This is a genomic window from Cronobacter sp. 153480017-3, assembly GCF_053627815.1.
Window position 1 is genome coordinate 12252 of the sequence record NZ_JBSEYN010000012.1, and the last position, 12899, is coordinate 25150.

The following is a 12899-nucleotide window of genomic DNA, read 5'->3' on the forward strand; positions in this document are numbered from 1 at the left end:
TACCCTGGCGTTTTTTAAGGCTGTATTAATACGTAATAGGCAAGGAAATTAACAGTGTTTAATAAGACATTATTAATTGGGGCTGGCCTGATGGCAATGGTTAGCGCAGCGCACGCAACCGACTCTACGGATTTAAAAGTCACCGGTAAACTAATTAATGGATCCTGCACGCCATCACTGGAAAATGGGGGCGTGGTCAATTTTGGTAATATTCCGTTGGGCAATCTTAATACCACGCAGACTAACCAGCTAGGTACGAAGACAACTCATCTGAGCATCCAGTGCACCAATGCGATGCAGGTGGCCTGGGTGATAGCTGATAACCACAATGATTCGGTTGCCAGTGTTGATATTTCTGATGCTCAGGGAACAGTAACGCAAGCTAATCAAAAGTTTGGTTTGGGGAAAACGCTCGATAACATCAATCTCGGTGCCTGGTTTGTGCGTGTAAGCGGCGTTCAGCAATACGATGGTATTAATGGAGACACGTTATATATTGACGGTATTCAAAATTATGTACCTGATAGCGCCTGGGCAACGACAACTTCAGGTGTACCTTATAACGATGGGAGCCGGGGTTATACGCTAGGCGAAAAAGGAACAAAAGAGCCGGCCGCTGCAACTCTCTTTTCTTATACATTAAATATTTCTGCTGCTATTCAGGGCACCGATACGCTAGCTATTAGCGATAAAACGAACCTTGACGGAGCAGCCACAATTTCTCTGGTTTATCTGTAAGGTAATGCCGCGTCATTTTATTAATGCCGCACATCGTCATGCCATTTACGGCGTTTATGGAGTAAACAATGTTTAATAAAGCGATTTTGACAAGCGCCGTAATCATGGCGCTGGCAGGCACTGCTCAGGCAGCGGATTCGGTTGATCTTAATGTAAAAGGTACGTTGGTGAATGGCAGCTGCACGCCAACATTATCTGGCAATGGCGTAGTTGACTTTGGGCACACGCCATTGGGCAATTTAAGTAAAACCGATACAAACCAGCTGGGAGGCCGTAGTTCGTTAGTTCTGACCATCACGTGTGACTCAGCCATGCCTCTCGGATGGACCATGGTTGATAACAGAAATGACAGCGTACAAGTATTAACCATTAAAAATGGTAAATGGGACGGTTCAGATGTCACTGGCGCTGAGTATGAATTCGGTTTAGGTAAAACCGCAGGCGGTGTAAAAATCGGTGCTTATTCTGTCTATGTGGATAAAGGCAATGTCCTGGCAGACGGTGTTAATGCCAAGATGATGTACACCGACGGTGATCCGACGGATAAGACTAAATGGGTAGTTTCAGGCGCTGGCGAAGTAAAAAGTAATAGCAGCCGTGTTTACAGTGTTGAAGCTGAATCTTCTTCTGATGGCACCGTTTTACCCGCGAAAGTTACTACCTGGCCAATTAAGGTCGCTGCTGCCATTCAGGGTACAGATACCCTCGCTATTTCAGATGATACCAACCTGGATGGCTCTGCCACTATTTCACTGGTGTATATCTAAGCTAAATAATCGGCATTGTATTGATATCCATTTTGATAATGCCATTTACGGCGTTTATGGAGTAAAGAATGTTTAACAAAATGATCCTGGCGGGTGCTGTAATCATGGCGCTGGCAGGCACTGCTCAGGCAGCGGATTCGGTTGATCTTAATGTGAAAGGTACGCTGGTGAATGGCAGCTGCACGCCATCGCTGGAAAATGGTGGCGTGGTTGATTTTGGGCATATTCCGCTGGGTAATCTTTCTAAAACTGAAACGAATTCTTTAGGGCAAAAAAAGATAGTATTAACTATCACCTGCGATTCAGAAATGCCGGTTGCTTTTGATGTAAAAGATAATCGGAGCGAATCTATGGTTGATTTGACAGTCAATAGCGCGTTTTATAATGGCAGTAATTGTACCGCGGGGTCGAATAAGTTCGGTTTAGGCAAAACAGCAGGAAATGTAAATATTGGTGCTTATTGCGTCGGTATCAATGTTCCTGAAGCGACTATCGATGGCACGTCTGGCGATGTCATTTATAAAAACCTGGGTAATGCCGCAAATGACTGGAGCAAAACGGGAGATGGGTCTGTGCGTAACTTTTCTCCCGATGACCGTTATTTGACGATTGCTGACTCGGGGACTGTTATTCCTAAAGCGGGTAAAAACTTTACTTTCCCGTTAATTGTGTCTGCAGCTATTCAGGGCACGGATGTCCTTGCGATTACAGATAACACCAACCTGGATGGCTCTGCCACTATTTCACTGGTTTATATCTAAATAATGACTGCGCCATTTATGAATGGCGCAATTGTATCAATCTGTTGTTAGTGTTTATGGAAAAAACCATGTTTAACAAAATAGTTCTGGCAGGCGTCGTAATGACAGCGCTGGCAGGTGCTGCGCATGCGGCAGATTCTGTCGAGCTAAAAGTAAAAGGTACGCTGGTCAACGCCGCGTGCGATATTTCGCTCGATAAAAATGAGATTAACGTAGGCACCATTCCGGTAAAAAATTTGACGTATAGCGAAAGCGAAAATGCTTACTGGACGCAGCACTATGATGCAACGCTGTCGATCACCTGTGGCGCGGCGATGCCTGTTGCCTTTATGACAACGGATAATAATCCGGATTCCAGAATTTCGGTGAATAGCGCGGTCGGTGTTTTTGGCCTGGGCAAAACCGAGGCGGGTGACAATATTGGTGTCTACACGGTTTTTGCTAACAAAAAACCGGCGTCGGTCAACGGTGAAGAGGCCTCAGTGCTTTATTCTACCAATAGCGGCTCAACCTGGAATGGCGGCACTACCGGGCTGACTGCATCGCCTAATGATTATTATACCGTGGCGAAAAAAGGCGCATCCACGCCTGAGCCGCTGACCACGGCGACAATTCCGCTGGATGTTCAGGTAGCGTTCTCAAAAGCGATGGCAGACAAAATTAGCGACTCACAGGCTTTTTCTGGTTCAACAACCTTTACGTTGAGATATATCTAAAAGCGGGATGTGATTCAATTTCGCTGTAGTCATTATTAAATTAACAGACGCGCAGTTAAATTGCGCGTCTGTTAGCCTGCTCGCTATGTCATATTATCGCAGAGGGAAAAACATGTTCAAAATTATTACGCTGCTGGCGGGCTTTTTGTCTGTGCTATCTGGCGTGTCATATGCCAGCGATAGCGTTGATCTTAAAGTTACCGCGACGCTTGAGGCGGCAGCCTGTACACCCACATTATCCGATGGCGGCGAAGCGAAATTTGGCCATATCCCGGTGGGGAATTTAAGTGAAACGCAAACGAATCAATTAGGCTCCCGGTTTCTGACGTTAACTATTGCCTGTTCTGAATCTACGCCCGTTGGCTGGTTTATTACGGATAATAAAAAAGACAGTGTGCAGGCACTTAACATTAAAGATCCAAAATTTAATGGCGAAGATTTATCCGATGCCAGCTACGAGTTTGGCTTAGGAAAGACGGCAGCGGGCGTGAATATCGGGGCTTATGCCATTTATGTCGATAAAAGCAACGTGACGGCAGATGGCAATAAAATCACTATGTTATATAAGCCAGGGTCTGGCAGTTGGTATGTTTCCGGGGCAGGTGAAATCAAAAACGACAGCAGCTATATCTTTGCCGCAGAAGCGAGCGGAGCAACGGATGCCACTATCGTCAGCGCTCAGACCTTTGTCTGGCCCTTAAAGATCACCGCTGCCGTTCAGGCTACCAATACGCTGAACATTAGCGATGATACCTCACTCACTGGCTCTGCAACGATCACGTTAATGTATCTGTAATCTGCTGTTTTTGATGGGCTTAATTAATAAATATCATGAATGAATAAAGCTTAAAGCGTATTTAAATTTTCTGAAATTGTGGCGGCGACACAATCCGGTAATCATGTCAGCAACTTAAGCGGGACGTGCTGAGCGTCTTTGGGTTTAATATTACATAAAGGTGATTCATGAAACTGCAAAAAGGCTTTTTCTTATTATCCATCGTCGCAATGGCGCTTGGCCACGCCGCTACTTCTCAGGCAGCCGGAATGGTACCTGAAACGTCGTTGTTAATTATTAATGAAGCCGATCAGGGCGGCAGTATTAATATTAAAAATACCGATGATAAACCAGAGTTGCTCTATACCAATATTGTTGACCTGCCTGACGATAAAGAAGGCCATCTGGTCGTCACTCAACCGGTAATTCGTGTCGAAGGCGGACAAACACAGCATTTGCGTTTTATTCTCCAGACCGCCTCGCCGATGAAAACGGAACATCTCAAACGTGTTACGTTTGAAGGTATTCCTCAAAAAATGCCAGGCAAAAATAAAGTTGGTTTTAATATTCGCCAGGATATTCCTGTGCTTATTCATCCGGTTAATCTGCCAGTGGTAAAAGATGCCTGGACTCTGCTGGAATGGAGCGCGAGCGGGAATAATGTGACCGTTAAAAACCCAAGCCCGTATGTCGTACGCCTGGCGCCACAGATTGAATTGCTGCCCGGGCATGTGCCAGCGTTGCTGAAGAAAAGCTATATTCTGCCGGGCAAATCTATCACCGTGGCAGCCAAAAGTAGCGCTTCAGGAAATAACCAGGTGCGATTTGTTCCTGCAAGCCGTTACGGTATTCAGGTTGAAAGTTATAACGCGCCATTAAATAACCATTAATCTTTTACTCTGAGTTTAGATCATGCCTATTCGCGTTAAGCGGGTTTCCGCTCTTGTCAGCCTTTGTCTGGCTCAGGCGGCGTTTTGCCCTTTGATGGCCCTGGGCCAGGAGGCGCAATTCGATATGGATATATTAAAAAACCGTGGACTGGATACAACGCTTGGTAATTATTTTGCCGACGCAGCGAAATTCCTCCCAGGACGCAGACCGGTTTCATTAACCATTAACGGTAAAGAAAAAGGTACGGTAACGGCCCGTTTCGGCGATAAAGGGCAACTTTGCGTCGACCGCGCTTTTTTACAGAGCGCGGGGTTACAGGTGCCGTCTGCATTGCGGGGCGATAAAACGGATGAGTCCGGTTGTTATGATTATCAGAAAGATTATCCGTCTACGGTTATCACGCCGTTGCCTGGTGAAGAGAGCCTCTCCATCGTTGTGCCGCAGGAGGCATTATCTAACGATATCGTGATGCCGGAAAATATGACGCATGGCGGTACGGCCGCGATGCTGAACTATTCGCTGATTTCATCACAGTATCGCTACGGAGATGGCTCAAGCCGCTACGATCAATTGTCGCTTGAGAACGGTTTTAACTTTCATGACTGGCTGTTGCGCAGCCGTCAGTCGCTTTCACGCACTGACGGCAACACGCAAAACGATGTGCTCTATACCTACGTTCAGCATACGTTCGAAAGTAAGAAAACTTTAATGCAGGCGGGGCAGATCAACATCAGCAATACGCTGTTTTCCGGCGCGTCGATAAGTGGCGTGCAGTTTATTCCGGAGAGCAGTCTTGCTGGTACATCTGGCAGTGGCGTGACGGTAACCGGCATGGCGCACTCGGCGCAGGCGCGCGTAGAGATTAAGCAAAATGGTCGCGTCATTCACTCCACGCTGGTTCCCGCCGGGCCGTTTACGCTTGATGACGTTCAGGTGATTTCTGGTACGTCGCCGCTTGATGTCACGGTGACTGAAACCGACGGCTCACAAAGCCATTACACCATCGCCGCCGACGCGCTGCGTGGTAATACGCTTTCGCGTCCGCAGGGTTTGGCCATCGCGATGGGACGCACACGAGACAAAGGCGATAACGATCGCCAGCCCTGGCTTGCGACCGTATCAGACGGATGGCACCTGAAGCCGTGGATGAATCTGAGCGCTGGCGCAATGACGGCGCAGCAGTATAACGCACTGGCGGCGCAGCTTGATGTCCAGGCGCTGCCTGGCCTGATGGCTTCCGCAACCCTGCGTGCATCGCAGGATAGCTACGGCGATAACAAAGGGCATAGCACGACGCTTAATATTGGTTATAGCGCGGCGAATAACCTGTCATTCTCCGCGTCCGCCACGCGTTACAGCGAGGGCTATCGTGAATTAACCGATACGCTGGATGACGATTTCAGCCAGTACGCCGGGCAATACAGTGTGAACACGTCGTGGAGCCACCCGTGGCTGGGCTCTTTCTCGTTGGGTTACAGCCTCGATAAAGGGGCGGATGGCGATCGCGATTCCCGTTATGTCAATGCCTCCTGGGGGAAAACCTTCCGCTGGGCGACCGTATCCGTGAACTGGCAAAACTTGCTTAATCCGGCTCACGATGACAGCCATCGCGATAACCAGAACTATGGCGACATGCTGTACGTCAATGTCTCTGTACCGTTGGGCTCTCAGCGTATTTCGGCCTATACCCACCAGCGTGATGACGAAACGCGCAACGGCCTGAACCTCTCCGGGGATCTTTCCCGTAATACCTATTACTCCGTCTCCGTGGAGCGGGATAAGGAAGAAAGCCAAAACAGCTTTAACGGCTCGGTGAACAGCAACCTGCACTACACCCAGCTCGGTCTGAGCGCCGGCAAAGATGGCACGGACAACACCAATACCAGCGTAACGCTCAATGGCGGCATCGTAGCGCACAGCAACGGCGTGACGTTCTCGCCGTATGCCATCCAGGACACGTTTGGTATCGCTTCCGTTAACGATCACGTCAGCGGCGTTGAGATTGAAACGCCGGATGGTCCGGTCTGGACTGACCATTGGGGGCAGGCGGTCGTGCCTTCGCTGCCGGCGTATCAGCCTGCGCGGGTCGAAATGAACACAGAAACGTTGCCGAAAAATATCGATGTGAACAACGGCATCTCGATGGCGGCTGCCGGACATGGCGCGGTGAGCAATATTAGCTTCAGCGTGCTGAATGTTCGTCGCGCCATGCTGAATGTCACGATGAGTGATGGTCGCCCCGTACCGAAGAACGGCACGCTGGTTGATGGTGAAGGCAACTATGTGACCACGGTTGTTGATGACGGACTGGTATTCCTTAATGACGTCGACAGCATCAAGTCATTGATTCTTGTGAATGAAGACGGGCAGCGCCAGTGCGAGATCCATTATCACCTCGCGGAAAAAGGGCATCAGAACGAGCTCTATGAACAAACGAAAGGGGTATGTCAGTGAAACGGTTAACCGGCGCGCTTATTTTCGGGCTCTTCTGCGCAGGGCTCGCCCACGCGGAGTGCCAGCTTACGCTTTCCCGCCCGGAGTTGAATTACGGCAAGGTGCATGAAAAAGATTTTTCAGGCCAACATAAACGCTGGAAAACGCTGCATGAGCGGGAAGTGCGGATCACCGCGCTTTGCGACGCGCCGACCAAAATGGCCATTTTCGGGCAGGGCGGGGCGAATGATGACGGGTTCCGCATGGCGTCTGACAGCCTGATGCTGGTGAAAGCCTCGGATGCTTCGCTCGACGGAAAACCGGTGCTGCTGGGTAAAACTCACAGCCATTCGGCGTTTGTTCCCGAAGGCAGCGGCAGCGATAAAAAACTCTGGCGCGATAACGAAGGCCTGCTGCCCATGAGCGGTGCGGGCGTGGCGGAAGGGAAAGAATTTTCGATGACGCTGACGGTACTCCCGGCATTAAGCACGCGCGATACGCAAGTCACCGATAAAACGACGCTGGAAAGTAACCTGCATTTTACGGTCGAAACCCAGCAGTAATACACCATCCCGCGCCTTGTTAACGGGGGGGCACAATGGCAGGGCGACAGAGGCAGTTATCCGCCAGGGTAACGGGGATATTGTCTATTTATAAAGGAACATTTAGATGAAAAAACTCGCATTAGCCAGTGCATTATTAATGGCTTTCGGTATAAATGCTTATGCCAGCGACAGTGTCGATTTAAAAGTAACGGGCACGCTTTCTTTAACCGCCTGTACCCCGACATTTGAGAATGGCGGTATCATTGATTTAGGGCATATTCCCGTTCAAAGTATGACCCTGGTTGATAATGGCAAAGCTTACGAAGTCACTTCAGCCCAGCATAAAAAAATTGATTTAACGATTACTTGTTCTGCCGATACCCGGCTTGGGTTTACCATTACTGATAATCAGGCAGGAACGGTTCCTGCATCGCTGGCCGGAGACTATATGGCCACTTATGGTTTCGGCAAATCACCGGATAACAAAGAAATTGGCTTATATCAGCTGTATGAAAATGCTGAAAGTATCGATGGTGTGGATGCCTGGTTACTTTTCTCTGAAAATAATGGGGAAACCTGGGGTAAAGCGCATGCGTTAAATTACGAGAATGCCCTTTTTAGCTTCTCTAATAAAGATGAATATATTCCGGCCAGCGGAAAGGTATTTAATTTGAAACTGGATACGGCTTATTACTTTGAAAAGTCTGTTGTAGAAAGCGTAGTAGATGAAATGGATTTCCAGGGTTCGGCAACGTTCTCTCTGGTTTATCTGTAATTTTATTAAGGAGTAAAAATGAAAAAGTTAGTTTTAGCCAGTGCGCTGATGATGGCTTTTGGTATGAATGCCTATGCCAGCGACAGCGTCGATTTAAAAGTTACGGGTACGTTGACTTTAACCGCCTGTAATCCGACGTTTGAAAATGGTGGCGTGATTGATCTCGGTCATATTCCTATTGGCAATATGACCACCACAGATAATGATAAAGCCTATGAAGCGATTTCTGAGCAGCATAAAAAAATAAATTTAACCATTACCTGTACTGCAGATACTGCGGTTGGTTTTACCATTACCGATAATAACGAAGGTACCATTCCTGCTTCACTGGTGACCGATTATAGCGGTGCATACGGTTTTGGTAAAACCGCTGATGATAAAGCGATTGGCTTGTATCAGTTATATGAAAACGCAGAAACGATCGACGGGGCGGCAGCAAATCTGATTTATTCCGGCAATGATGGTCAGGACTGGAGTAAGGCTCGCGCCTTAAACCATATTAATACGCTTTACTCTTTTGCGAATCAGGATGAGCTGACGCCTAAAAGTGGTAAGACGTTTAATTTAAAAATGGATACCACCTATTATTTTGAAAAGACTGTTGCGGATAGCGTGACAGATCAACTGGATTTCCAGGGTTCGGCAACGTTCTCTCTGGTTTACCTGTAATCAACGGTATTTGCCAGTCGCTCTGCGCATGCTGGCCGTATAATTACTACATAAAATAAAACACCCTGTCGTCTTTATGGCGGCAGGGTGTTTTACGTTTAGCGCGGCCAGAAACTGCGAACCATTCAGGGGAGCGGATGTTTCATGGTGGTTTTAATCAACCGCCAGGTGCTCCACGCGGCGAAACCGCGTTTAGCCCAGCGCAGCAGGAAATTAGGGTTCCTGATGCTCCAGATAGCCATCGCGCTACTGCCGACCAGCGCCCAGGAGCGCAGGCTCAGCAACGTGTTCCAGCCGCGGTCATAAGAGCCGGTTGCGGCAAGCCAGTCGCGACGACTGGCGGCCATATCCAGCCGCTGCTGCTGGATTTGACTGAGCAGCAGCGCTTTGCGCCTTTCGCGCTCGGCTTTGCTCATGCTCATGACTTGTCATCCTCCAGCAACTGACGATCGTTAGACAGCTCATGACGCGTGTGACGCAGCAGCGTCGACTGGCGCGATTTCCTGAGCGTCCAGATGCCGCCAATCAGCGCCAGCACAAACAGCGTGACGGTCGTGCCAATCATGACGTTAAGGCGATACTGCGGATCGACTGCCCAGATAAGCAGCACCATCAGACTCATCAGTCCAAAGGCGGCAAACAGCATCGTCAGGCCAGTCATCAGCAGCAGCTGAAAGAGATTTGCTTTCTCCTCTTCCAGCTCCACGACAGCGAGCCGTAAACGGGTTTCCACCATCTCTACAAGCACGGTGACGATACGTTGTCCGATGCCGAGAACGCTTTTACCCGGCCCTTGCGCGTGACGAGGCTCCGTCATAATCAGCGCCGCGTCAGGAGCACGCCCAGCACGACGCCAATGGCCGCACCAATACCCACACCGGTCCACGGATTTTCACGCACATAATCTTCGGCACGCGCCGCCGCTTCGCGGGTCTGTTTGGCAATCACATCACCGGTTTCGGTTAAGTGATAACGGGTGTCTTTCAGCGCGCGCTCTGCTTTATTGCGCAGTTTGCTCATCTCTTCCTTCGATTTGTCCCCGGAGGCGGTCAGCACCTCTTCCAGCGTATCGGCAAGCGATTTCAACTCAGCGCGCAGGTGGTCGGTATTTTCTTTTGACATAATGCTCTCCTGATAAGTGAGGGTTATCCATAAGCTCAGTAATCTTGAGCTTTCAGCGCCTTAAGCTCTTGCTCGGCTTCTGCGAGCTTGTGGCGACGTTTGGCAATTTTTTCAGCATCGCCTTTCTGCGACGCTTCATGCAATTCGGCGCGGCGCTCGGCCACTTCCGCCTGTTTCTTCGCCACTTTCTGCCGGTGCTCGGCGAGCACATCGCCGTCACGGCAGTTGGCTCGTACCTGACTTAGCGCTTTTTTCAGCCCGTCGATGCGCCCCTGATTATGGTGCTGCTCGGCGTAGCGGATCTCCTTTTCAATCTCCTGCGCTTTTTCTTCGCAAGGGGAGGCGGCAAGCGCTGCGGCATTCCAGGAAAAAAGGGCTAAGGCCAGTACTGTGCGGTAATTCATGATTAAACCTTCCATTGTGTTGCGTAAGGCCACAGGCGATACGCGATTCCGGTTGTGTTGCGCGGACAGAACAATGGGTTGCGCTTACTCAAGCATAGTAAGTAATAACGCAAACCCCAAAGTCCGTGAAAAGATTCAGATTCCTGGAAGTGTTAACCCAGGCGCTGAATGTCATGACGCAGGCGAGTGAGCCAGGCGGGGGTGAGGCTTTTTTCTTCCTGCTGGGCGATAACAAAACCGCGCGGCAGCGAGCGATAGAGCACTTTGCGGGCTGCTTCGCTCTGATCGCTGGTATCAAACTTGATAAGCAGAATGTCATCCTGCGGCGTAATGCTTTTAAAACGGATACCGTTGGCATCGAGATGGTGCCAGACGGAAAAACCATCCGGGATAGTCGCACCCTGCGACACCGCGCGTATCTCAAGCGTGGTTTCATGTTTTTGTAGCGCGGCCCAGCAAAGCAGCATGGCGGCCAGCAGCGCGCCTGCCGAAAGCATTAGCGTAAGACGACGAGAAAGCGCGCGTGTGAAAGCCATCCTTTAGCTCCGGTTTCCATGTTTTTTCTTCCATAACACCACGAGCGATCCTATCAGGCCGATAACCAGCAGCACGACCGGCAGCAGCATCAGACAGGACATCAGGGCGTCTTCATATTTAAGAAACACCGGCGTTTTGCCAAGTAAATAGCCAAGCGTGGTGAGAATGACGACCCAAAGCAGGCCGCTCATCCAGTTAAAGAACTGGAAACGAGCGTTATTCAGGCCAGAGAGCCCGGCGATGGTCGGCAGCAGCGTGCGCACAAAGGCGATAAAGCGGCCCAGCAGCAGCGCAGACAGGCCATGTTTATGGAACAGATGATGCGCCCGCTGGTGATAATGCGCGGGCAGATGCGAAAGCCAGTTCTGCACGATGCGCGTATTGCCGAGCCAGCGCCCCTGGATATAGCTCACCCAGCAGCCGAGGCTTGCGGCGGCGGTCAGCAGCAGCACCGTTTGCGGATACCCCAGCGCGCCTTTGGCGATAAGCACGCCCACCAGCACCAGAAGGCTGTCGCCCGGCAGAAACGCGGCGGGCAGCAGGCCGTTTTCCAGAAACAGGATCATAAACAGCACAAAATAGAGCATGCCAATCATGCCGGGGTTGGCCAGCGTTTCGAAGTCCTGGCTCCAAAGCGCAGTAAGTAATTGTGTCAAAAGTTCCATTCAGTGATCCTGGCACATCGGTTAAAGCCAATGGGGTAGAACAGATAGCATTGCGACATTTCTGCGGTATGAAGGACGTCAACAGCGCTCTGTGCGTTCCTGGCGCTGGCACGGCTCCGTGTGCAATGAGAGAAGTAAGCAAGCGCTAACTTTTCACCAGGAAATGCGTCTAATTGTAACAAAGCTCTGCCTGATGCGTCACAGAAATCGTGCTTTGTTGAAGGTTGATTTTGCTTTCCGGGAATAAGGCTGGCGAGGGTATTTACACACGCTGACACTATATATGGTTTGCTTACCCTCGCGGTAAGAAGAGTATTACTTTCCGCCGTTTGCCGCCGCGTCGAGATGGACCACCGGATTTTCGGCAAAAAGATAGCGGTCGGCGTTAAATTCAAAGTCGTCGCTGGTTTCGTTAAACAGCATCTGTTTGGTGTTCTCCAGGTGCTGCCACATGGCGAGCTTCGCCCCGTGTGGATCTTTGCGAATCAGTGCCTTAAGGATTTTGTCATGATCGTCGCACCAGTTATCGACGGTACGTGCGTCGATATGCTCATGCAGTTTTTTCCAGTACGGGTTATGCACGCGCTGGGTCCACATTTTTTCGACTATCGCGGCAAGCGCGCTGTTTTGCGTGGCGAGTGCGACCTGCACGTGAAACTGTAAATCCCATTCGGAGTCGCGGAAGAATTTCTCGTTGCGCGCTTTCTCCTGAATTTCCATCAGTTTAATGATGTCTTGCTTGGTTACCTGGGTGGCGGCGAACTCAGCGATATTACTCTCGATAAGCTGGCGGGCCTGTAGCAGCTCGAACGGGCCGTAGCTTGCGAATTCATATTCTTGCTCAGGGGCCGGGGCGTGATGTTTTGCCTGGTTGGCGATGACATGGATACCGGAACCTTTGCGCACTTCAACATAGCCTTCGACTTCCAGCATGATGATGGCTTCACGCACGACCGTGCGGCTGACGTTTTTCTCGTCGGCGATAAAGCGCTCGGCAGGGAGCTTTTCACCCACCTGGTAAACGCCTTCTTCAATGCGTTGCTTAAGCTCAGCGGCCAGTTGTTGATACAGACGGCGCGGTTCTGCGATTTCCATGTATGA

At 50.1% G+C, this 12899-nt stretch carries 17 protein-coding genes; 10 read left to right on the forward strand and 7 right to left on the reverse strand.

The window, feature by feature from the left end; genetic code table 11:
• Window positions 1–54: 54 nt before the first annotated feature.
• The 10 genes from ACUW6V_RS19230 to ACUW6V_RS19275 all read left to right on the forward strand — a co-directional run bounded on the left by ACUW6V_RS19230 (window position 55) and on the right by ACUW6V_RS19275 (window position 9070).
• Complete coding sequence (locus ACUW6V_RS19230) at window positions 55–738, forward strand: DUF1120 domain-containing protein (protein ID WP_105622584.1); 684 nt, start codon at window positions 55–57, stop codon at window positions 736–738.
• A 68-nt stretch (window positions 739–806) separates the two neighbouring features.
• On the forward strand, window positions 807–1505 hold the full coding sequence (locus ACUW6V_RS19235) for a DUF1120 domain-containing protein (RefSeq protein ID WP_014729733.1): 699 nt from the start codon (window positions 807–809) through the stop codon (window positions 1503–1505).
• A 68-nt stretch (window positions 1506–1573) separates the two neighbouring features.
• Window positions 1574–2266 (forward strand): DUF1120 domain-containing protein, encoded by a 693-nt coding sequence (locus tag ACUW6V_RS19240; protein ID WP_014729732.1) that lies wholly within the window; start codon window positions 1574–1576, stop codon window positions 2264–2266.
• Window positions 2267–2334: 68 nt separating this feature from the next.
• Window positions 2335–2982 (forward strand): DUF1120 domain-containing protein, encoded by a 648-nt coding sequence (locus tag ACUW6V_RS19245; protein ID WP_007896894.1) that lies wholly within the window; start codon window positions 2335–2337, stop codon window positions 2980–2982.
• 112 nt (window positions 2983–3094) lie between these two features.
• Window positions 3095–3778: a DUF1120 domain-containing protein gene (locus ACUW6V_RS19250; protein WP_014729730.1), complete on the forward strand. Its 684-nt coding sequence runs from the start codon at window positions 3095–3097 to the stop codon at window positions 3776–3778.
• A gap of 167 nt (window positions 3779–3945) precedes the next feature.
• Window positions 3946–4647, forward strand: coding sequence for a fimbria/pilus chaperone family protein (locus tag ACUW6V_RS19255; protein ID WP_454038780.1), 702 nt, complete (start codon window positions 3946–3948; stop codon window positions 4645–4647).
• Between the two features lie 94 nt (window positions 4648–4741).
• On the forward strand, window positions 4742–7102 hold the full coding sequence (locus tag ACUW6V_RS19260; protein WP_004385825.1) for a fimbrial biogenesis outer membrane usher protein: 2361 nt from the start codon (window positions 4742–4744) through the stop codon (window positions 7100–7102).
• Window positions 7093–7644, forward strand: a complete 552-nt coding sequence (locus ACUW6V_RS19265) for a DUF1120 domain-containing protein (RefSeq protein WP_202629929.1) — start codon at window positions 7093–7095, stop codon at window positions 7642–7644. The genes ACUW6V_RS19260 and ACUW6V_RS19265 overlap by 10 nt, the downstream gene beginning before the upstream one ends.
• A 106-nt stretch (window positions 7645–7750) precedes the next feature.
• Complete coding sequence (locus ACUW6V_RS19270) at window positions 7751–8401, forward strand: DUF1120 domain-containing protein (protein WP_097649786.1); 651 nt, start codon at window positions 7751–7753, stop codon at window positions 8399–8401.
• 18 nt (window positions 8402–8419) lie between these two features.
• Complete coding sequence (locus tag ACUW6V_RS19275) at window positions 8420–9070, forward strand: DUF1120 domain-containing protein (protein ID WP_014729725.1); 651 nt, start codon at window positions 8420–8422, stop codon at window positions 9068–9070.
• Between the two features lie 125 nt (window positions 9071–9195).
• Here ACUW6V_RS19275 and ACUW6V_RS19280 read toward each other — a convergent pair whose 3' ends face one another.
• The 7 genes from ACUW6V_RS19280 to exuR all read right to left on the reverse strand — a co-directional run bounded on the left by ACUW6V_RS19280 (window position 9196) and on the right by exuR (window position 12893).
• The gene (locus tag ACUW6V_RS19280; RefSeq protein ID WP_004385821.1) at window positions 9196–9492 is read right to left on the reverse strand and encodes a YqjK-like family protein; all 297 of its coding nucleotides are present in this window, start codon (window positions 9490–9492) and stop codon (window positions 9196–9198) included.
• A complete protein-coding gene (locus ACUW6V_RS19285) occupies window positions 9489–9887 on the reverse strand; it encodes a phage holin family protein (protein ID WP_004385820.1) in 399 nt (132 codons plus the stop codon). Before ACUW6V_RS19285 ends, ACUW6V_RS19280 begins: the two co-directional genes overlap by 4 nt.
• Window positions 9888–9889: 2 nt before the next feature.
• On the reverse strand, window positions 9890–10192 hold the full coding sequence (locus ACUW6V_RS19290) for a DUF883 family protein (RefSeq protein ID WP_004385819.1): 303 nt from the start codon (window positions 10190–10192) through the stop codon (window positions 9890–9892).
• Between the two features lie 35 nt (window positions 10193–10227).
• Window positions 10228–10596, reverse strand: coding sequence for a DUF1090 domain-containing protein (locus ACUW6V_RS19295; RefSeq protein ID WP_007854187.1), 369 nt, complete (start codon window positions 10594–10596; stop codon window positions 10228–10230).
• Window positions 10597–10748: 152 nt separating this feature from the next.
• The gene (gene mzrA / locus ACUW6V_RS19300) at window positions 10749–11132 is read right to left on the reverse strand and encodes an EnvZ/OmpR regulon moderator MzrA (RefSeq protein ID WP_004385817.1); all 384 of its coding nucleotides are present in this window, start codon (window positions 11130–11132) and stop codon (window positions 10749–10751) included.
• Window positions 11133–11135: 3 nt separating this feature from the next.
• On the reverse strand, window positions 11136–11798 hold the full coding sequence (gene yqjA, locus ACUW6V_RS19305; RefSeq protein WP_004385816.1) for a DedA family general envelope maintenance protein YqjA: 663 nt from the start codon (window positions 11796–11798) through the stop codon (window positions 11136–11138).
• 315 nt (window positions 11799–12113) lie between these two features.
• Window positions 12114–12893 (reverse strand): transcriptional regulator ExuR, encoded by a 780-nt coding sequence (exuR, locus tag ACUW6V_RS19310; protein WP_004385815.1) that lies wholly within the window; start codon window positions 12891–12893, stop codon window positions 12114–12116.
• Between the last annotated feature and the right edge of the window lie 6 nt (window positions 12894–12899).